We start from the raw sequence: 19,419 nt of genomic DNA, 5'->3' as shown, positions 1-19,419 counted from the left end.
GTCGAAATTGCCTTTACGGATTCTTAGCCACGTTCCAGAGAGGCGGTGTCCACTGGTCCCGGATTTAAGAAATTGGCAAGCAATGGATGCGAACTTTCTCGCGACATGACGGGTTTGGTCCTCTAGGAAAATGGATCGAGGGGCATGAAGCTGCTCCGTCATCGCCGGTATTTCCAGTCCGGTATGTCCTCCTTTTGTATCCAGTTTCCAGGGGACACTCCTATGACCAGCATTATCACCAACAATTCCGCAATGGCCGCCCTCCAGACGCTGCAGAACATCAGCAGCAACCTGCAGGACACGCAGAACGCCGTTTCTTCCGGCTTGCGCATCTCCAAGGCTTCCGACAACGCTGCTTACTGGTCGATCGCCACGAGCATGAAGTCCGACAACAGCGCCATCGGCGCCGTTTCCGACGCTCTCGGCCTCGGCGCTGCCAAGGTTGACACCGCATCGACGGCCGTCACCAGCGCGATCGACATCGTCGGCCAGATCAAGGACAAGCTTGCAACCGCCATGGAAGGCTCGGTCGACAAGAAGTCCGTTCAGGAAGAAATCGGCCAGCTGCAGCAGCAGCTTCAGAGCGTTGCCCAGTCGGCTTCGTTCAACGGCGAAAACTGGGTCATGGCTGCAAACAACGGCTCGGCTTCGGTTGTTTCCTCGTTCATCCGCGGCACCAACGGCACCGTTTCGGTCAGCACGACCTCCTACGCCTTCAACACCGGCGCAACCGGCAACGTTCTGTTCGGCGCCAATGCAGCCGGCACGATCGACACGGCTTCGGGCATCCTCGGCACGAAGGACACCACCGTCGGCGCTTCGGTCTTCAGCCTCGACATCAGCAGCATGACTTCCGGCCAGATCTCCAGCGCGCTCAACATGGTTCAGACTGCTCTGAACTCCATGACCAGCCTGGGTTCGAAGCTCGGCTCCATCTCCAGCCGTATCGACCTGCAGACGAGCTTCGCTTCGTCGCTCTCCGACTCGATCCAGTCGGGCGTTGGCAAGCTGGTTGACGCCGACATGGAACAGGAATCCAGCAAGCTGTCTGCTCTGCAGACGCAGCAGCAGCTGGCTATCCAGTCCCTGTCGATCGCCAACTCCTCGACCCAGTCGATCCTGTCGCTCTTCCGTTAATAGGAAGCGCCAACGCGGCGCGTTGGTCGAAAATCCTAAACAACAAGTTAACCGCGCCTATCTAAGGCGCGGTTTTTTTTATATTTTTTGGCCAAACGCGGTTCAGCTTTTCTTAACTATATTGCTGTTTCTTAGGACCATCGAAGCGGCGAGTTAACCTTAACGAATTTGGTTAATAGGCATGATGCTGAATGCCGTTACCGGTTTTAGGTCCGGAATGTCCCTTATTCAACCACTGCCAAAGGGGCAAATATCATGACGAGCATTCTTACCAACAACGCCGCAATGGCTGCTCTCCAGACGCTGCGTACCATCGGCTCGAACCTGCAGGACACGCAGAACGCCGTTTCTTCTGGCCTGCGCATCTCCAAGGCTTCCGACAACGCTGCCTACTGGTCGATCGCCACCAGCATGAAGTCCGACAACAGCGCCATCGGCGCCGTTTCCGACGCTCTCGGCCTCGGCGCTGCCAAGGTTGACACCGCATCGACGGCCGTCACCAGCGCGATCGACGTCGTCGGCCAGATCAAGGACAAGCTTGCAACCGCGATGGAACCGTCGGTCGACAAGAAGTCTGTTCAGGAAGAAATCACGCAGCTGCAGCAGCAGCTTCAGAGCGTTGCCCAGTCCGCTTCGTTCAACGGCGAAAACTGGGTCATGGCCGCAAACAACGACTCGGCTTCGGTTGTTTCCTCGTTCATCCGCGGCACCAACGGCACCGTTTCGGTCAGCTCGACCTCCTACGCCTTCAACACCGGCGCAACCGGCAACGTTCTGTTCGGCGCCAATGCAGCCGGCACGATCGACACGGCTTCGGGCATCCTCGGCACGAAGGACAGCACCGTCGGCGCTTCGGTCTTCAGCCTCGACATCACCAACATGACGGGCGGCCAGATCTCCAGCGCGCTCAACATGGTTCAGACCGCTCTGAACTCGCTCACCAGCCTGGGTTCGAAGCTCGGCTCCATCTCCAGCCGTATCGACCTGCAGACGAGCTTCGCTTCCTCGCTCTCCGACTCGATCCAGTCGGGCGTTGGCAAGCTGGTTGACGCCGACATGGAAGAAGAATCGAGCAAGCTGTCTGCTCTGCAGACGCAGCAGCAGCTGGCTGTTCAGTCCCTGTCGATCGCCAACTCCTCGACCCAGCAGATCCTGTCGCTCTTCCGTTAATAGGAAGCGCCAGCACACGTTGGCCAAACAGGATACGACCTTGCCGCGCCTTCTCCGGAAGGCGCGGTTTTCGTTTTGCGCGACGTCGCAATCCGGCTGCGAGCCTGGAGCGGTTCAGTTTTTCACAGAATCTCTGAGCCGCTCTATCTCTTTGTTGTCTCGCAATTCCGGACGGAAAACCGCTGCGCACTTTTCCTGGAATTGCTCTAAAGCGCACTATTCGCCCTTCGCCTGATGGCATCGACGAAGCCATCGAACAGCTTGCGCATGGCAACCTGCTTGTAGGGATAGACGACAGGGTCATCCATATTGTGGACCACCATTGCCACATCGAGCTCGAATACCAACAGACGACCGTCAGGAAGCTCCGCGCAGTCGATGCCGAAATAGTCGAGTTTGATATGACGGCAGAGTGCTGCAAAACTCTCTTCGTGGCGGACGGCGAAATCGCAGTCGAAATCTTCCATCCATGCCTGTTCGACAGCTCGTTTTGCGGCACTCTGACCCATCCCGGCACTCAGATAGTGCACGATCCAGTGGTCCGAGAGCGCCATGTGGCTGGCGAAGGCCTTGCCGTCGATGAATACGACGCGCTGCTTGTTGTAATAGCCGTCGGCCCCGCGGAAATCGATGAAGGGTGCCACGTAAAGCTCGGATGCCGGCTGTGCTGCGAGAAAGGCTGCCAGTTCAGCCGGATCGGAGACGCGCTCCATTCCATTACCGGCATGTGTGCTGAGCGGGCGCACGACCAGCGGGAAGGCCAGGCCTGGGGCGCAGTCTTTCAGCTGCTTGGCGCCGACGGCGACGGCTGCGAGATCGTCGCGCGATACGCGATGGGTGGTAGGGGAGAGGATCGACGGTTCGTTTGCCAGCATTCCGCTCACTCCGTCGCGCGTAAGCCTCGCGATCAGTTCCGGGTTGCGGTTCATCACGAGACCGTCGAACTTCGCAAGAAGCCCCCGCATATGGGCGAGCAGGGGCGCGTTTTCAGTTGACTCTCCGATTGCCATGAAGGCGACGTCATGCTCCGGCAGACCGATGAGTGCAGAGGTTTGCAGGTCGACATAGCGCAGCCATAGTACGCAATCGCTGCCCGCCAGCAGAAAATCCAGCGGCGTGTTGGCCATGAAATCGCCTTCGGTGACGAAGGCCAAGAGGCGCGGTCCGGTTCCGTTGCCGTGGACGACGCGGAAGTCCCGCCGCAGCTGCACGGCGTTCTTCAGGATCTGGCGTGCCTCTTCGGTGCGGCCGAGCGTTTGCAGGATGATCGCCAGGTCCATGAGTGCGGCCGCATCGGCCGAATCGGCCGTCACACGCTGCATGAGCTCGTTCCATAGCGGCGTTACGTCGCGGCCGGCATAGACGAGCGAGACGATTCTCTGCATGCCGAGAATTCGGGAGGCGTCCGGCATATTGGTCGAAGCCGGTTCGATGCCTGGGGCTTTGGTCATCAGCATTGGGGGAAATCCTGTCGGGGGCCGATTGTCAAAACGCTATGAACGAGCTCGTCGATATCCGCCCGTCGCGTGCGATGGTTCACGATCGCGGCGCGGATTGCCGGTTGTCCGTTCAGATGGGTCAGGGATGGAGCGACGCGGCCTTCGGCGTGCAGCCGCTCGACGATCTGGGAGTTGACGGATGCAGGTACAGTTCCATCCTCGCCGACATAGGCGAAGCAGACGATATTGAGCGCGACCGGTGCGAGCAATGTCAGCCGAGGTTCCTGTTCGATGCTCTCGGCCAGCCTGCGGGCCAGCCGGCAGTTGGCGCTTATGGCGTCTCCGAGAGCTTTGACGCCGTAGGTTTTCAGCGTGAACCAGGTCTTCAGCGCCCTGAAACCGCGCGACAGATCCGGACCGTAGTCGCAGGGCCACCAGTCTCCGCCTGCAAGCCCGGTGGCTGCGCGGCTGAGATAGGCGGCGTCCGAGGCAAAGGTCTGCCGCTGCCATTCACTGTCGCGCACGAGCAGGAAGCCGGCATCGTATGGCACCTGGCCCCATTTGTGGAAATCGAAAGCGAGCGAATCGCAACTGTCGATCCCTGCGAACAGATGCGCAAGGTCGGGGCTCAACACGCCGAGGGCGCCCAGCGCGCCGTCGACGTGAAAATGAAGATCGTAACTGTCGGCGATATGCCGCAAACCGGCGAGGTCATCGACGGCACCGGTATTGACCGTTCCCGCACTGCCGATGACGAGGAACGGCACAAGACCTTCCCGTTTGTCGCGAAGGATCGCCTCTTCCAGCGCGCCGATATCGATCTGGCCAAGGTCATTGACGGCAATGCGCCGGAGCTGAGCGCTGCCGATACCGGACATTTCGAACGCGCGGGGAACACAGCCATGAACCTCGTTCGATGCATAGGCGACGAGCCGGGATTCGTCGGACAGACCGGTTGCGCGCACATCGCGGCCGAGCTTCCGGCATCTGGCGATCTGCACCGCGACGAAATTGGCCTGCGATGCGCCGGTGAGGAAAATACCGCCTGCCGTCTCCGGAAAGGAGAAGATCTCGCGCGCCCAGCGGATGATCTGGCGCTCGACTTCGATCGGCATATGGTCGCGTCCGCCGAGATTGGCATTCAACCCGCCGGCGAGCATTTCGGCCAGCATGCCGGTAACCGTGCCGCCGCCCTGGACCCAGCCCATGAAACCCGGGTGAATATTGCCGCTGCCATAGGGGAGGATATTTTCCCGAAAAATGGCGTGGACTTCGGCCAGCTCGCTGGCTTCGACCGGCAGAGGCGCATCGAACAGGGCGCGGGCGGAGGAGGGGGCGTGTTGCCAGACCGGCTTTGTTCCGAGCGTCTGGAGATGATCGAACATGTCGTCGAGCATCTGGTGACCCTGCCTGCGCAGAGCCTGCCAGTCGTCGGGGTCGAGGCTTGTTCGCTCTTGGCGATCAACCGCCGCCCATCCGGCGTCCTGCAAACTGAACATCTCAACCTCACATATGGCCGCTGGTGCCGGCATCATCGCCGGGACGCTGCAGAAGACGGCCGTCTTCGTCCGACATTGGACTGATAGCGGCTATCTACGATGCCGAAGGTGGCGCGAGGCTGACTTGCGGTACTTGCTGCGCGTCAAACGATGATATCCGGCTGGAAAGCGGCATGTCGACACGCGCTGCGCGGATAGGCCTCCCTCGGGTTCAATGAAAGGTAGCGCAGGCGATGCCACGATACCTGACGGCCATATAACGGAAAGGATGATTCCATTAACTTTTATGGTCGGCATTAATCTTTTATTAACCCTATTCCTGTCAGTTGCAGCTAGCGCAACGGTTGGTTAACCTCCCCTAAGAGGCGGTTAACAAGCATGAGGCTGATTGCCGTTCCCGGCCGCAGACCGGAATGTCCCTTCCAAATTCAGCCATAAGGGGCACTTTTCGATGACCAGCATTCTCACCAACGACGCGGCGATGTCCGCCCTCCAGACCCTGCGCTCCATCAACACGAACCTGCAGGATACGCAGAGCCGCGTTTCCTCGGGCTACAAGGTAGCCAAGGCAGCTGACAATGCCGCCTATTGGTCGATCGCAACGACCATGCGGTCCGACAATAGCGCGCTTTCAGCCGTCTCGGACGCATTGGGCCTGGGCGCGGCAAAGGTCGACACTGCCTATACGGCGATGGACAACGCCATCACGGTCGTTCAGCAGATCAAGGACAAGCTCGTCGCGGCAACGGAAAACAGCGTGTCGAAGGCCGACGTCCAGGAAGAGGTCACGCAGCTGCAACAGCAGCTGGAGAGCATTGCGCAATCCGCATCCTTCTCCGGGCAGAACTGGATGTATGCGGTCAATGGCGCCTCGGCCTCCGTCGTCTCCTCCTTCGTGCGCAACAATGACGGTACGGTTTCCGTCAACAGCACCAGCTACGCCTTCGATACCAGCTCGCAGGGCAACGTCCTCTTCGGCGCGAACAGCAGCGGGACGATCGATACGAGCTCGGGCATCCTCGGCAGCAAGCAGACCATCAACGGCAACGACTATTCCGTCTTCAGCCTCGATATCACCAACATGACGAGCGGCGATATCGGCTTGGCGATGAACCTGGTGCAGGGCGCCCTTAACGCCATGAACAGCACGGCGTCGCAGCTCGGCTCTCTCTCGACCCGCATCGATCTGCAGACGAGCTTCGTCTCCACCCTGCGCGATACCATCGATTCCGGCGTCGGCAAGCTCGTCGACGCGGATATGGAAGAAGAATCGAGCAGGCTCTCGGCGCTGCAGACCCAGCAGCAGCTGGCCATCCAGTCGCTGCAGATTGCCAACACGAGCGCGCAGAATGTTCTTGCTCTCTTCAAGTGAGCCTTGACTGGAGCTTGCGTTGAAATGGCGCGGCGGCTTTTCCCTCTTGTCGCCGCGTATAAGCTTTTGTTAACGTTGCCGCTAATTGATTTGCAGTCTCTGCGCAGATCCGGCTCCGTTCTCCTTCCAAGCGATTGCCGGATCGCGCTTTAGCGACGGGCCGCGCTGGGATATCTCCCGCTGGTGGGCATGAGGCCAATCGTTGCTGCCGGATCGGTCCGGCTTGCCAGTCCCAATGGAACTACGGATTTTCAGATGAGCAATGTGACGACGAATCCCACCACGTCGGCGGCGCTGACCGTGTTGCGCGGTATCAACAAAGATCTCGATGTCGTGCAGCAGCAGGTTTCGTCCGGTTACCGCATCCAGACGGCGAGCGATGATCCCACCTATTGGTCTATGGCGACCACCATGCGCTCGGACCAGAGCAGCCTTTCCACGATTACGGACGCGCTGGGCCTCGGTGCGTCCAAGGTCGATACCGCATCCACCGCCATGGATACGGTCGTCAGCCTTCTGACCCAGATTCAGTCCAAGCTGGTTTCGGCAAAGGAGCCAGGCACCGACAAGAACGCTATCAACTCCGACATCCAGCAGCTCAAGAACCAGCTGCAATCCGTCACCCAGTCGGCATCCTTTTCCGGCGAGAACTGGCTCTATAATACGGAGCAGCAACCCTCCACCCAGCAGTCGGTGATCAGCAACTTCACGCGTGGAACGGGCGGCCAGATCAGCTTCACGACGATCAGCTATGACAGTTCCCAGACCTTGATGGTCGATACTGTCAAACCCGAGCGGGGTTTGTTGACGAAGAATGTTGATGCAAGCACCTTCGATGCTTCGGGCAGCGGCAGCAGCACGCCTCGCAATTATTACCTCCTCTCCGCCACCGGCGGCACGACGCCGACGGGCGGAACCGAGATCGCCCTATCGAGCAGCACGACCGATGACGAACTGACCGATATGATCAATGTTACCAACTCGCTCCTGAAGTCGGCAACATCGGCGGATTCGACATTGGGCCTGATGAAGTCGAACATCGACGATCAGTCGGATTATATTTCCAAGCTCAGCGATGCCATCAAGAGCAGCGTCGGCGATCTCGTCGATACGAATATGGAAGAGGCCTCTGCGCGGCAGAGCGCCCTGCAGACGGCGCAGCAGATGGGTGTGCAGGCATTGTCGATCGCCAATAGCATGGCGAGCAAGGTGCTGATTATTCTCCAGTCGAAATGATTGCCGGGTGCCGCCGTCCGATCGGCAATACCGCATCGCATTCATCCTCGCACAAGTTTGGCTGCCTACGGTCCTTCGCAGTGGCTTGGCTGCACAATGTGCCGGTGACATTGGTCCCGGAAGGTGCTGCCTGAGGACGGAAACCGGAAGCGTGATGATCGACGTTTTGAGAATGGGAATGGATCGGCCGGCTGTCGGCATCGACTTGCAGCGTCTCTGCGGCGCGAATGGGGAGATGCGCGCGTGAGCTTGACACTGTCCCGATATCTCAAGGATTTCAGCGCCGAACAGGCCCCGCTGCCCCATGTCGAGGATATGGCGTTTGCGGAACCGGTCGAGTTTGCCGAAAGCCCGCTCGAGCCGCCTGTTGATGTCGAGGCCGAGCGCCGTGTCGCCTATGCGGAAGGGCATGAGGCGGCGACGCAGGAACTGACGCAAAGGCATCAGGCCGAGATCGATGCCATGGCCCAGTCGTTTCGCGCCGAAATGGATGCGCTGCGGATACGCTACGAAGAGCAGGCGGCGGACAAGATCGCTGCGGATATGACGCGCATCGCCACGATGCTCGGGCAGGCGATCAGCACCGAAGCCGCCGCCATTCTTGCGCCGGTCATGACCGAGACGCTGACGGCCAAGGCCGTCGCCGATCTTGCCGAACTGGTCAGGGCCGCGATCCTCGACGGCAGCGCCGGGCCGATCTCGGTCAGCGGTCCGCGTCATCTTTTCGAGGTCCTTCATGATCATCTCGGCGATGACGGCGCGTTGCTGCGCCACGTCGAGGCTGATGATGTCGATCTCACCGTTACGATCGGCGAGAGCGTTCTCGTGACCCGTATGTCCGCCTGGGCCGCTAGCCTGAAAGAGATCCTGAAATGAGCGACGGCGATCAAAATCACGGCAAGCACGAGATCATCATCGTCAAGCGCCACGGCGGCGGTGATCACGAAGGCGGCCATGGCGGCGCGTGGAAAATCGCCTATGCCGACTTCATGACGGCCATGATGGCCTTCTTCCTGGTCATGTGGCTGGTGAACGCTGCCAATGAAGAGACGAAGGCCTCGGTCGCCTCCTATTTCAATCCGATCAAGCTCGCCGACGAGAAGCCGACGGAAAAGGGTCTCAAGAAACCCGTCGATCAGGCTCAGGGTGAAAAGAATCAGCAGAAGTCCGACAAGCCGCAGGAAAAGCCGAATGATGGCAAATCGGCTAAGACCGGCGAGGACCTGACCTCGACATCGGGCGATCAGACGAACTATTCCGAAGCGGATTTCTTCGAGAATCCCTATTCGGTCCTGGCCGAGATCGCACAGGAAGTCGGTCAGCAGGCCAATGTCAGCGCCAAGGGCGAGGGTGGGGCGGCTCAGTCAGGTCCAGCGACCGGTGCCGATGGCGGCCAGGCCTATCGCGATCCGTTCGATCCGGATTTCTGGACCAAGCAGGTTCAGGTTTCCAGCGCTTCGAAGAAGGCGAACGAGGAACAGTCCGCCAAGTCGGATCAATCGCCCAAGGGTGAGGTCATCGCTCTGTCGAGGGCGACAGCTGCGGATACGGGTCAGCCAGCCGATCAGCCGCAAACGCCTGAACAACAGCCGACGGTGAGCGAGCAGCAAGCGGCCGGCAAGGCGCCGGAAAAGCCGACGCAGGCTCAGCAGGTTGCCAAGGCCACTATGCAGAGCGATGCATCCGCGCCTGAGGACAATGCCGCTTCGGCGGAGAACAAGGATGTTCAGCCGACGAAGGCGCAGCAGCAGGAGGCCAAAGATCTGCAGCAGACCATCCAGGCCGAGATCAAGGGTGTTGCCGGTCAGCTGGCCGAAGGGCTGCAGGTCAGCGCCGCGGAAGGCGGCGTGCTCGTAACGATCTCCGATCAAACAAACGATCCGATGTTCAATATCGGTTCGGCAGTTCCCCGGCGCGAGATGGTGCTGGCGATGGAAAAGATCGGAAAGATCCTCTCGGAACACAAGGGATCGATCTTGATCCGCGGCCATACCGACGGACGCCCCTATATGGTCGGCGGTCGCAATGACAACTGGCGCCTGTCGCTCGATCGTGCCCAGAGCGCCTATTACATGCTGACGAGCGGCGGGCTGGACGAGAAGCGGATCGTTCAAGTGTCCGGTTTTGCGGACAGGCGTCTGAAACTGCCCAACGATCCCTTTAACGATGCCAACCGCCGTATCGAGATCCTGATCGCTAACCCCTCGAACCAGGCAGCGACGGATCCCGCGGCTTCGGGAACGCAGGCTCCCGCGAAGCCCGCTTCGGGCAAGAGCAAGTCGAGCCAAGGCAAGCAGGGATAGTCCATGGCGCGCAAACAGCATCGTCATCACCTTGCGCTCACGCTTACCCTCGGCATGTTGATGCCGGGGGCTGCAAGCGCTGAGGGGCAGGACAACCTGCCGCTCTACAAGATGCTGCGCTCGCTCGAATTCGTCCAGGATTCCGTTGTTGCCGGCGATAGTTCCGCCGGAGAGATGCAGCGCTTTCTGCTCGCCACCATAGACGAGCGCTTGCGCAATGCGGACAAATCCGTATTCGAGGACAACCGTAACGTCGACGCGGCACTGATCTACGCCATGAGCGGCGGCAATCCCGAAACGCTCGAATATCTGATGTCGCGTGACGTCAATGGCAATTTCGACAATCGCGTTGCGGATGTTCTGCGGAAATACCTGAACGGCAAGGGTCTGCTGGTCGTCAACACGCTTGTCGATATTTCCAAGGAATATCGCGACAAGCCGATCGGCCCCTACCTCTCGTTGGTTGCCGGCAACGTCATGTCGGGCAAGAACGCCAAGGCCGCCTTGCCGCTTTACGACTGGGCGCGGCTGATGGCGCCCGGCACGATCGTCGAGGAATCGGCGCTACGCCGCTCGCTGGCTCTCTGCGCCGATGCGGGCATGGTGCCGCAAGGGCTTGATTATGCGCAGCGTTATACGCGGCGCTTCCTGCATTCGCCCTACGCCAGCCAGTTTGCGGATCTTTTTGTGCAGCTGGTGGTGGATCACGATTCCGATGTCAAGCAACAGGACATCATCGACATCCTATCCTTCATGGACCCGCCGAGACAGCGGGAGATCTATCTGCGCATGGCACGCCGTGCCGCGATCGCCGGCAAGGCCGATCTTGCCGCGCTCGCAGCCAACCGCGCCCAGGCAATCTCTAATGACGGCGGCGATGCCTTTGGCGCGCTGGCGAACTTCTATGGCGGTGTGGCGGGCATATCCACGCCCGAATGGAAGTCGGCGATCAACGATGTGAACCAGATGCCGGCGGGCGAACTGAATGCGCGCGACCGGGCTCTGCGCGACGCCGCAAAGGCTGTGGCGGCAGAGATACTGCGCACGCCCGACGCTGCAAGCCTCGGGCAAGGCAATGTTCCTAACCTGCCCAACCAACAGAAGACTGAACACGATGCTGCTGTGACGAATCAATCGGGAGGCCAATCTCCCGGCACGGCGGGTGTTGAGCAGGGAGCCCCGCCAAACGCGGCTCCCGCCCCGAAAGGAGGGCGGCAGGAGGCCGACTCTTCGTTCAACGCATTCGTCACGACGAGCCGCTCGAAGCTGGATGCCATCGACGGCCTGTTGAAGCAGGAAAGTCATTGATATGAACGACATCGGTGTGTCTGGCGCCTCATCGGGGGCGGATATTCTTGCTGTTGCCAAAGGCACTCGCTCGACAAAGCAGGATGACGGCAAGGGTTTTATCGATGCTCTGACCAGTTCGCTCGGCAATGGACGCAAATCTGCCGGTTCGAATACCGGAACCGATGTGGCGACGGACGCGAACACGACAACTGGTGACAATGCGGATGACGACACTGGCGCGGTGAAGACGGCAGCGAGCAATCTCGCCGCGATAACCCTTACCGTCGATGACAGCGCCAATGCCGGAGTTGGAATGATCGATACGTCCGGAGCCAATCTCGCCAATCCCGCCGGCCTTGCCAAGGGCACGAAAGCTTCGCAGCCCGCCGGTGTCGCCTCGCTCTCGAAATCGCTGATCGAGTTGCAGAAGGCAGCCTCCGCGGCTGGCGAAGGCGAGGCTACCCCTATCGATGGCGATCAGCCGGCCGCAGCCGCCGATCCCACCACGCCGACGATTGACACCGGCAAGGTGCAGGTGCCTCCGACGGCGCTCGATCAGCTGGCCGAGATCGCGCAGCAACTGGCCGATGTCGCGACGACTGACGGTCAGACGGCGCCGATCAAGGGCGACGGTAAGATGCCCGCGGTGAAGGATGGAAAGGATGTCCAGTCCACGGATGACGGTAAGCCTGCATCGACGCAAGGCAGCCAGCCGGCCAATACGATTTCCGATGCATTGTCGCTGCTGAACGTTGCGCAGCCCATCGCGGTGACGCAGGTTAGCACGACCCAGGCCAGCACAACCCAGGTCAGCACGACGCTGGCGGGCAAGACAACAGACGATGCCAAGGTCCAGACATTGCCATCAGGCAAAGCTGCCCTCGCGGACGCCTCGGACACGGCCTTGACGCTGCCAGACGACGGCAAGGGAGCGGATGTTGCGCAAACATTCCGCCTGACGCGGGCGGATGGCCGTGGCAGCGCGCTCGACCTGTCGATCAGCAAGAGCGGCGATGACGTTGCCGATGTCAAAGTCGGTGCTGCTACAGGCGGCGATGCGGTGGCGGTCACCGTGCTGGATTCGCGCCGCTATCTCGGGCTTGCCGCCAATTCCAACTCGGCACTCGTTGCTGGAACCCTGGCGGGCGACCACGAATGGTCGGCGGCGATGCAGCCAGGCTCGGCGCTCTCCAACGCCGCGAACCTGACCAGCACCGGCAAGGTCGTCAATACGCTGAAGATCCAGCTGCGCCCCGACAATCTCGGCGACGTGACGGCAACCATGCGGCTCTCCGGAGACCAGCTGAGCGTCGATCTGAAGGTTCAGACGAGCGAAGCCTACAGGCAGCTTCACGCCGATCAAAGCCGCATGGTCGATGCATTGCGCGCACAAGGCTATCAGGTCGACAATATCACCGTCTCCATGGCGTCCAATGCCGACCAGCAGTCGGATAGCGGCCGCAATTCCGGATCGAACCAGCCACAGCAACAGTCCCTTTTGAACCAGGGACAGGGGGGCGACGCACGCCCGAGAGGCCAGAACTATTCAGGGCAGCAGGCAAATGGAAACGATGGCAATCGCAGTTCGGGTGAGCGCGGTGTTGAGGACGGCGCTGCTGGTGGCGTGCAGCGTTCTCGCTCTGGGGCGGTTTACCTCTGAGGCGCATGCGTCGGGCAATCCGGCACCGCCTGACAATGGTGCAGCCGGTCTTTGCGAACGCGAAATCCAGTCTGCCGCCGCGAAATACGGAATACCGGAAGGGATTCTTTATTCGGTGGGTCTAACGGAAACGGGTCGCAAGGGATCGCTCTATCCCTACGCTCTCAATGTCGAGGGGCGGCCGATCTTTCCACCATCCGAGGACGCCGCCCTGCAGATATTCGCTGCGGCACGGCAGAACGGGGCGAAGCTTATCGATGTCGGCTGCATGCAGATCAATCAGTATTTCCACGGCGAAAACTTTACATCCGTCAACGCCATGTTCGACCCGCGTAGCAATGTCGAGTATGCCGCAAAGTTTCTCCGCAATCTGCATGACAGGCATGAGACCTGGACGATGGCGGTAGCTAGATACCATGCTGGCCCGAACAATGACCCCGCCCAGAAGGTCTATGTCTGCCGGGTGATCGCCAATCTGGTCGCCACAGGCTACGGAAAATGGACGCCCAATGCGGCGATGTTCTGCCGGGAGTAAGCAATTACAGGTTGTATGTGCTCTCCGGTTAGCCGGCGCTAACCCAATCGAAGCGGTTGACTGCCGTCGATTTGCCTAAAATGCGCATGTTAATAATACGTCCACTAACAACTTTTTTATCGGTGTAAAGCGCCGACCACCTACTATATCTAGTGCAAATCGCCCCTACAAAGTTAATCAATTATTAATTTCTGCCACTCATTTCCGACAGTTGTTCGTGATTCGCCCGATTCGTACCCATAGATCATCGAAACACCACACTGATTCGGAGGCGGACGAATGATCGTAGTGGTTGATGAGCGAGAGCTCGTTAAGGACGGATATACATCACTGTTTGGACGCGAGGGCATCCCTTCGACGGGATTTGATCCGCGTGAATTCGGCGAATGGGTGACGACGGCAGCAGAGGGCGATATTGCTGCGGTGGAAGCCTTTCTGATCGGACAGGGTCAGCAGGTGCATGAGCTTCCAAGGGCGATTCGCGACCGGACGGCAGCACCTGTTATCGCGGTGAGCGACCAGCCCTCGCTGGAAGCCACGCTTGCACTTTTCGATTGTGGCGTCGACGATGTCGTGCGCAAGCCGGTGCATCCTCGCGAAATTCTTGCCAGGGCCGCGGCGATCCGCCGCCGCTTGAAGGCGATCAGCAACTATACCGATATTGGCCCCATTCGCGTCTTCGCAGATGGCCGCGATCCGGAAATCAACGGTTCCGTATTCGCCTTGCCGCGCCGCGAGCGCCGCATCCTCGAATATTTGATCGCCAATCGCGGTCGCCGTGTGACGAAGACCCAGATCTTCAACGCCATCTACGGCATCTTCGACGAGGAAGTCGAAGAGAATGTCGTCGAAAGCCATATTTCGAAGCTGCGCAAGAAGCTGCGCAAGAAGCTCGGCTTCGACCCCGTCGATTCGAAGCGCTTCCTCGGCTACTGCATCGACTGGAGCTGATGTTCCGGTCGTACATCCCCATACTAAACTCATGAACAGGCCCGAGAATCAGCTGATTCTCGGGCCTGTTCCTTTTCGGCTGCCTGATCGGCACGGCGCCGGAAGGTACGTTATTCCTTACCATTTCGGTGCACAGCAGTCCGTAGCATGATCGCCCGATGGCGCTCTTGACGAAGCTTTTCGCGATGATCGGTTTTTCGTCCTCTCAGACAGCTTCACGCAAGGCCCGCCACCTACTCTCAGTCGTATGAAGGATAACGAGGATTCCAGATGAGGAATTTCGGCAGCATGAAGACTGCACTTGCGGAAGTGGATGCGCAGGCGCTTCGCCTCGGCGCCGCTTTTGGCGGCTGTGTCGGTGTGACGCCGGTTCGCCGTGCTATCTCTGCAGGCGACGGTGCTCTCGTCTTGCGCCATGTTTGCGGGAGGGTGGCTCCGGTTCGTTCCGGTGGTCGTCCATCTGCTAATGAAAATCTGGTCTATTTCGCCGGCCTTGCTCTGACAGGCTATTCCGACACTTCCTGCGCGCCTTCGGCCAATCTGCCGCGCTAAAACGAATAGGGTATCGAGTCAGTCATGTCGCTCACAACAGCTCTCAATAACGCGCAGGCAATATTCAACAATACCGGCACGCAGAGCAGCGTCGTGTCGAACAATATCGCCAATGCCAACAACACGAATTATTCGCGTCGTCAGGCGGTGGTGACGACCAATATGGCTGGTGCTCAGGTGGTGCAGATTGCCCGCAGCAGCGAACCGGCATTACAGAAGGCCTATCTCAGCTCGGCCTCGTCGGATTCGGCACAGCAGCTGCTGCTGAATGCCTACAGCAACCTTCAGTCGGCCACGCTTGGCGGCAACGACAACGAGATCGCGCCGTCGACTTATCTGTCGGCATTTCAGGATGCGATGCAGAACTATGCGGGATCGCCATCCAACGCGACGGCTGCGCAATCTGCGATCAATGCGGCCCAAAGCCTGGCGACATCGCTCAACAATGCCACGGCGGCAGTGCAGAGCGCCCGTACCGACGCCGACAAGCAGATCAGCTCCGACGTCGATACGCTGAACAGCCTGCTGAAGCAGTTCCAGACCGCCAACGACGCGGTGAAATCGGCAACGACCACGGCTGGCCCGACATCGAGCGCCCTTGCCGACGCGATGGACCAGCGCGATTCGATCCTGAACCAGATTTCGAAGATCGTCGGCGTGACAACCGTGACGCGCGGCAACAACGACATGGCGCTTTACACCACGAGCGGAACGACCCTGTTCGAGACCATTCCGCGCTCGGTGACGTTCCAGCCGACGAGTACCTACACGGCAGACACGACAGGCAACAGCGTTTACATCGATGGGGTTGCGCTGACTCCAGGCCAGGGCGCGAATACGACGGCACAAGGCACGCTTCAGGCGGCACTTCAGATTCGCGATGATGTTGCGCCGACCTATCAGAAGCAGCTTGATGAAATGGCTCGAGGGCTGGTTACGGTCTTTGCGGAAACGAACAGCGATTCTTCAAAACCGACTCTGCCTGGCCTGTTCACCTGGAGCGGTGGCACCGTTCCGGCCAGCGGTACGGCAGTCACGGGCTTGGCGGGCTCGATAACCGTTAATTCGAAATTAATCACGTCTCAAGGTGGTGACCCGACGTTGCTACGTGATGGTGGTATTAATAACGATAGTACTACTGGTGAAACCGGTTATACCAAGAATACCAGCGGCGACAGTGGATATTCCACCCAGCTTGATGGCTTTATCACTGCCATGAATACGAAGATGGCGTTCGATCCTGCCGCTGGCTCCGACACCAATGCCACGCTCATGGATTATTCGGCGAGCTCCATCGGTTGGCTCGAGGGCCAGCGCAGCACGGCAACGACGGCGGGGGAAAATACCTCTGCTGCTCTATCGCGCTCCTCGAGCGCCTATTCGAATGCGACGGGCGTCAATCTCGATGAAGAACTGACGCTGATGATGGATATCGAACAGTCCTACAAGGCTGGAACGAAGATATTGAACGCAGTCAATGAAATGCTTCAATCTGTACTGGATATTGCGAGCTAAGCCATGAAACTTTCTTTCATTTCGAGCACGGCCATTCAGAACGCCATGCGTCAGACGATTCGTCAGGCGCAGAATGAGATGACGAGTGCATCGACCGAGGCGACCACGGGCGTCTATGCCGACATCGGCGTAGCGCTTGGCAGCAACACGTCGCTCAATGTGAATCTGACGCGGGAAGTGTCGCGCATCGATTCCATTCTCAGCAGCAATTCCATTGCGAACCAGCGTATGACGACGTCGCAAACCGCCTTGACCGGCATGGGCACGCAGGCACAGAACCTGATGGACCAGCTCGTGGCGCTGAGCGGCAACACCGATGGCAGCAGCGTTGCCCTGGCGCAGCAGACGGCGAGCTCGACCCTGTCGAGCGTCATTGCATCGGCCAATACGATGGTGAATGGCGAGTATCTCTTTGCCGGAACCAATACCGATGTCCAGCCGATGACGGATAATTCCTCGGCAACGAACTCGGATATTCAGGCGCAGCTTGCGACTTACATGGCAAATCAGTCACCGCCGGTAACTGCAGATACCATATCAGCCGACCAGATAACGGATTTCATCACCAATACCGTCGGGCCGATGTTCACATCAGACAGCAGCTGGTCGAGCTGGTCGAGTGCGTCCGATCAGAATATGACGAGCCGCATCAATAATTCGGAAGTCATCGAAACCTCGACGAACTCGAATTCGTCCGGCATGCGGTATCTGGCACTCGCGACCAGCGTGACCAATGCGCTGATGGGTACGCCGCCAGGCCTCAATCAAAGTGCGGTGAATGCCGTCACACAGCAGGCCATCAGCTATACGCGCCAGTCGATCGACGGGTTGAACAGCCAGGCAAGTCAGCTCGGTCTCTCGCAGTCGCGACTGTCGGACGCGAATACGACGCTGAATGCCCAGAAGGCTATTCTCAACACCAGTATCGGTGACTTGACCGGAGTCGATCCTTATGAGGCATCGACCAAGGTCAACAGTCTCGAGACCCAGCTCGAAACGGCTTACACGATTGTTTCAAAGATCCAGCAGTTAAGCCTTGTAAATTACCTTTGATGATCAAAGGGAAGTAATGACCAGGAAGGATGCATGAATGTATCAGTTCTCATATGCGGAAGTCATGCAGGATGCAGTGGCCGACGCCAAGGAACGAGAACGACAAGTTCTGGACCGGTCGATAGCTCTTCTCTCTGCGGCCCGTGATGCGGGGAAATACGGCCGTGAAGCGATCGAGGCTCTCTTCTATACGCGACGCCTATGGGTAAGCTTTGTCGAGGACCTCAAAAGCCCGGAGAACCAGCTCAACGTCGAGCTGCGCGCCAATCTGATTTCGATCGCCATCTGGATATTAAAGGAATGCGAACGGATCAGGCGGCGCCAGTCGGAAAACTATCAAGGCATCATCGATGTCACCACCATCATCAGGGATGGACTTAAATGAAAAGTACGCTTCGCATATCGCTTAAAGCCGGGGAAAAGATCTTTATCAACGGGGCCGTCCTGCGCGTCGATCGCAAGGTTGCTCTGGAATTCCTGAATGATGTGACATTCCTGCTCGAGAACCACGTGCTCCAGCCGGAGGACGCAACGACGCCCTTGCGTCAGCTCTATTTCATCGCGCAGATGATTCTCATCAATCCGGAAGGCAAGGAACAGTCGACGGCGATGTTCCGCAAGTCGATCGTCATGCTGCTGTCGTGCTTCCACAATGAGGAAGTGCTGGCCGAGCTGAAGCGCATCGACGGCCTCGTTGCCACCGGCCGCGCCTTCGATGCGCTGAAGGCGATCCGCGGTCTCTACCCGGTCGAAGACAATATTCTGAACAATCAGGAAATGCCGGCGGCGACGATCGAGCACATCCGTCGGGAGATTGCTCCATGGCAACGGTAGACGCCGTCAACAGCAGCACGAGCAGCAGCTCCTCGAAGACTGCTGCTGCCGCATCGGCGAGCGCCAACCTAAATTATAACGACTTCCTGCAGCTTCTCATCGCGCAGATGCAGAACCAGGATCCGACCGACCCGATGGACGCCAGCCAGCAGATTTCTCAGCTGGCGAGCTTCTCTCAGGTCGAACAACAGATCCAGACGAACTCGCATCTGGAAACGGTGTTGCAGAACCAATGGATCTCGCAGGCGTCGGACTATATCGGCAAGCAGATCATGAGCGCCGATGGTAAGACGACGGGCACGATCAAGGAAGTGACCGTCTACACGGACGGCATCATCGCCCAGACCGATGCCGGCGACAAGATCCTGATCCAGGCCGGCGTTACGATCGCTCCGGCAGGCACGACCATTGATCCGCCGGCCACGTCGAGCGATAGTAGCACCAGCAGCGATTCGTCGAGCACGGATTCGACCAGCAGCTCATGAGGAGCCGCTGAACCGGGAGTGGACATGCCATGAATGAAGCCGATGCCTTAGATATTTTCCAGGCTGCGATCTGGACGGTACTTGTGGCTTCCGGTCCGGCTGTCGTCGCCGCCATGGTCGTCGGTCTGGTGATCGCCCTGATCCAGGCGCTGACCCAGGTGCAGGAAGCGACCTTGACCTTCGTGCCGAAGATCGTCGCCGTCATGGTCACGATCGGCATCTCGGCACCGTTCGTCGGCGCGCAGATTTCGATCTTCACCAATCTCGTCTTCTCCCGCATCCAATCGGGTTTCTAAGATAAGTCTGAAGGCCATTTCGGCCTCCGGATCGCGCGCATCAATGGCAACGGCCATGCTCGCGCAAGCTTCGACCTTTAGAGGTCGGTTCC

The 19,419-nt window shown here is 59.1% G+C and carries 19 protein-coding genes; 17 read left to right on the top strand and 2 right to left on the bottom strand.

All coding sequences use genetic code 11. From position 1 onward, the window contains the following. The first annotated feature begins 222 nt into the window (after window positions 1-222). Entirely contained in the window at window positions 223-1,137 is a 915-nt protein-coding gene (locus tag FBZ99_RS12225; RefSeq protein ID WP_113406423.1) for a flagellin N-terminal helical domain-containing protein, read from the top strand. Window positions 1,138-1,392: 255 nt separating this feature from the next. Then, the gene (locus FBZ99_RS12220) at window positions 1,393-2,307 is read left to right on the top strand and encodes a flagellin N-terminal helical domain-containing protein (RefSeq protein ID WP_145633327.1); all 915 of its coding nucleotides are present in this window, start codon (window positions 1,393-1,395) and stop codon (window positions 2,305-2,307) included. Window positions 2,308-2,513: 206 nt separating this feature from the next. Here FBZ99_RS12220 and FBZ99_RS12215 read toward each other — a convergent pair whose 3' ends face one another. Both FBZ99_RS12215 and FBZ99_RS12210 read right to left on the bottom strand, forming a co-directional pair. Continuing rightward, window positions 2,514-3,764, bottom strand: a complete 1,251-nt coding sequence (locus FBZ99_RS12215) for an ATP-grasp domain-containing protein (protein ID WP_113330054.1) — start codon at window positions 3,762-3,764, stop codon at window positions 2,514-2,516. Next, window positions 3,758-5,245, bottom strand: coding sequence for a pyridoxal phosphate-dependent decarboxylase family protein (locus FBZ99_RS12210; RefSeq protein WP_145633324.1), 1,488 nt, complete (start codon window positions 5,243-5,245; stop codon window positions 3,758-3,760). The genes FBZ99_RS12215 and FBZ99_RS12210 overlap by 7 nt, the downstream gene beginning before the upstream one ends. A 451-nt stretch (window positions 5,246-5,696) precedes the next feature. Between FBZ99_RS12210 and FBZ99_RS12205 the strand changes: the two genes are divergently transcribed. From FBZ99_RS12205 to fliQ, 15 genes are all read left to right on the top strand, one after another. After that, complete coding sequence (locus FBZ99_RS12205) at window positions 5,697-6,617, top strand: flagellin N-terminal helical domain-containing protein (protein ID WP_113330056.1); 921 nt, start codon at window positions 5,697-5,699, stop codon at window positions 6,615-6,617. Window positions 6,618-6,872: 255 nt separating this feature from the next. Continuing rightward, window positions 6,873-7,853 carry a flagellin N-terminal helical domain-containing protein gene (locus FBZ99_RS12200; protein ID WP_113330057.1) on the top strand — a complete coding sequence of 327 codons (981 nt, stop codon included), beginning with the start codon at window positions 6,873-6,875 and terminating at the stop codon, window positions 7,851-7,853. Window positions 7,854-8,096: 243 nt separating this feature from the next. Continuing rightward, a complete protein-coding gene (locus FBZ99_RS12195) occupies window positions 8,097-8,729 on the top strand; it encodes a hypothetical protein (protein WP_145633321.1) in 633 nt (210 codons plus the stop codon). Beyond that, a complete protein-coding gene (locus tag FBZ99_RS12190; RefSeq protein WP_145633319.1) occupies window positions 8,726-10,156 on the top strand; it encodes a MotB family protein in 1,431 nt (476 codons plus the stop codon). The genes FBZ99_RS12195 and FBZ99_RS12190 overlap by 4 nt, the downstream gene beginning before the upstream one ends. Window positions 10,157-10,159: 3 nt before the next feature. After that, window positions 10,160-11,464, top strand: coding sequence for a chemotaxis protein MotC (motC, locus tag FBZ99_RS12185; RefSeq protein WP_113355686.1), 1,305 nt, complete (start codon window positions 10,160-10,162; stop codon window positions 11,462-11,464). Between the two features lies 1 nt (window position 11,465). Next, window positions 11,466-13,106, top strand: coding sequence for a flagellar hook-length control protein FliK (gene fliK / locus FBZ99_RS12180; RefSeq protein ID WP_145633316.1), 1,641 nt, complete (start codon window positions 11,466-11,468; stop codon window positions 13,104-13,106). Then, entirely contained in the window at window positions 13,018-13,641 is a 624-nt protein-coding gene (locus FBZ99_RS12175) for a lytic transglycosylase domain-containing protein (protein ID WP_442966478.1), read from the top strand. Before fliK ends, FBZ99_RS12175 begins: the two co-directional genes overlap by 89 nt. A 279-nt stretch (window positions 13,642-13,920) precedes the next feature. Further along, window positions 13,921-14,592 carry a transcriptional activator Rem gene (rem, locus tag FBZ99_RS12170; protein WP_069611329.1) on the top strand — a complete coding sequence of 224 codons (672 nt, stop codon included), beginning with the start codon at window positions 13,921-13,923 and terminating at the stop codon, window positions 14,590-14,592. Window positions 14,593-14,880: 288 nt separating this feature from the next. Beyond that, window positions 14,881-15,144 (top strand): hypothetical protein, encoded by a 264-nt coding sequence (locus FBZ99_RS12165; protein WP_145633313.1) that lies wholly within the window; start codon window positions 14,881-14,883, stop codon window positions 15,142-15,144. A gap of 24 nt (window positions 15,145-15,168) precedes the next feature. Then, window positions 15,169-16,659 carry a flagellar hook-associated protein FlgK gene (gene flgK / locus FBZ99_RS12160; protein ID WP_145633310.1) on the top strand — a complete coding sequence of 497 codons (1,491 nt, stop codon included), beginning with the start codon at window positions 15,169-15,171 and terminating at the stop codon, window positions 16,657-16,659. 3 nt (window positions 16,660-16,662) lie between these two features. Further along, a complete protein-coding gene (locus FBZ99_RS12155; protein WP_145633307.1) occupies window positions 16,663-17,712 on the top strand; it encodes a flagellar hook-associated family protein in 1,050 nt (349 codons plus the stop codon). A 37-nt stretch (window positions 17,713-17,749) separates the two neighbouring features. Next, window positions 17,750-18,097, top strand: coding sequence for a flagellar biosynthesis regulator FlaF (flaF, locus tag FBZ99_RS12150; RefSeq protein WP_113330066.1), 348 nt, complete (start codon window positions 17,750-17,752; stop codon window positions 18,095-18,097). Next, complete coding sequence (flbT, locus tag FBZ99_RS12145) at window positions 18,094-18,546, top strand: flagellar biosynthesis repressor FlbT (protein WP_095433964.1); 453 nt, start codon at window positions 18,094-18,096, stop codon at window positions 18,544-18,546. Before flaF ends, flbT begins: the two co-directional genes overlap by 4 nt. After that, complete coding sequence (flgD, locus tag FBZ99_RS12140; RefSeq protein WP_113355681.1) at window positions 18,534-19,031, top strand: flagellar hook assembly protein FlgD; 498 nt, start codon at window positions 18,534-18,536, stop codon at window positions 19,029-19,031. The genes flbT and flgD overlap by 13 nt, the downstream gene beginning before the upstream one ends. 29 nt (window positions 19,032-19,060) lie before the next feature. Continuing rightward, window positions 19,061-19,327, top strand: a complete 267-nt coding sequence (fliQ, locus tag FBZ99_RS12135; protein WP_075855152.1) for a flagellar biosynthesis protein FliQ — start codon at window positions 19,061-19,063, stop codon at window positions 19,325-19,327. The last annotated feature ends 92 nt before the right edge of the window (window positions 19,328-19,419 follow it).

The sequence above is a fragment of the Rhizobium sp. ERR 1071 genome, from assembly GCF_007828675.1.
Classification (GTDB): domain Bacteria; phylum Pseudomonadota; class Alphaproteobacteria; order Rhizobiales; family Rhizobiaceae; genus Rhizobium; species Rhizobium dioscoreae.
The sequence above is the reverse complement of the archived record's forward strand: the minus strand, read 5'-3'. Positions and strand labels throughout refer to the sequence as shown.

Bases quoted from the DNA above. Each gene is read 5' to 3' on its own strand.
- FBZ99_RS12225 (WP_113406423.1), top strand. From the start codon at position 223: ATGACCAGCATTATCACCAACAATTCCGCAATGGCCGCCCTCCAGACG.
- FBZ99_RS12155 (WP_145633307.1), top strand. From the start codon at position 16,663: ATGAAACTTTCTTTCATTTCGAGCACGGCCATTCAGAACGCCATGCGT.
- fliK (WP_145633316.1), top strand. From the start codon at position 11,466: ATGAACGACATCGGTGTGTCTGGCGCCTCATCGGGGGCGGATATTCTT.
- flgK (WP_145633310.1), top strand. From the start codon at position 15,169: ATGTCGCTCACAACAGCTCTCAATAACGCGCAGGCAATATTCAACAAT.
- FBZ99_RS12200 (WP_113330057.1), top strand. From the start codon at position 6,873: ATGAGCAATGTGACGACGAATCCCACCACGTCGGCGGCGCTGACCGTG.
- FBZ99_RS12220 (WP_145633327.1), top strand. From the start codon at position 1,393: ATGACGAGCATTCTTACCAACAACGCCGCAATGGCTGCTCTCCAGACG.
- fliQ (WP_075855152.1), top strand. From the start codon at position 19,061: ATGAATGAAGCCGATGCCTTAGATATTTTCCAGGCTGCGATCTGGACG.
- flgD (WP_113355681.1), top strand. From the start codon at position 18,534: ATGGCAACGGTAGACGCCGTCAACAGCAGCACGAGCAGCAGCTCCTCG.
- flaF (WP_113330066.1), top strand. From the start codon at position 17,750: ATGTATCAGTTCTCATATGCGGAAGTCATGCAGGATGCAGTGGCCGAC.
- FBZ99_RS12190 (WP_145633319.1), top strand. From the start codon at position 8,726: ATGAGCGACGGCGATCAAAATCACGGCAAGCACGAGATCATCATCGTC.
- flbT (WP_095433964.1), top strand. From the start codon at position 18,094: ATGAAAAGTACGCTTCGCATATCGCTTAAAGCCGGGGAAAAGATCTTT.
- FBZ99_RS12210 (WP_145633324.1), bottom strand. From the start codon at position 5,245: ATGTTCAGTTTGCAGGACGCCGGATGGGCGGCGGTTGATCGCCAAGAG.
- rem (WP_069611329.1), top strand. From the start codon at position 13,921: ATGATCGTAGTGGTTGATGAGCGAGAGCTCGTTAAGGACGGATATACA.
- FBZ99_RS12175 (WP_442966478.1), top strand. From the start codon at position 13,018: ATGGCAATCGCAGTTCGGGTGAGCGCGGTGTTGAGGACGGCGCTGCTG.
- motC (WP_113355686.1), top strand. From the start codon at position 10,160: ATGGCGCGCAAACAGCATCGTCATCACCTTGCGCTCACGCTTACCCTC.
- FBZ99_RS12215 (WP_113330054.1), bottom strand. From the start codon at position 3,764: ATGCTGATGACCAAAGCCCCAGGCATCGAACCGGCTTCGACCAATATG.
- FBZ99_RS12165 (WP_145633313.1), top strand. From the start codon at position 14,881: ATGAAGACTGCACTTGCGGAAGTGGATGCGCAGGCGCTTCGCCTCGGC.
- FBZ99_RS12205 (WP_113330056.1), top strand. From the start codon at position 5,697: ATGACCAGCATTCTCACCAACGACGCGGCGATGTCCGCCCTCCAGACC.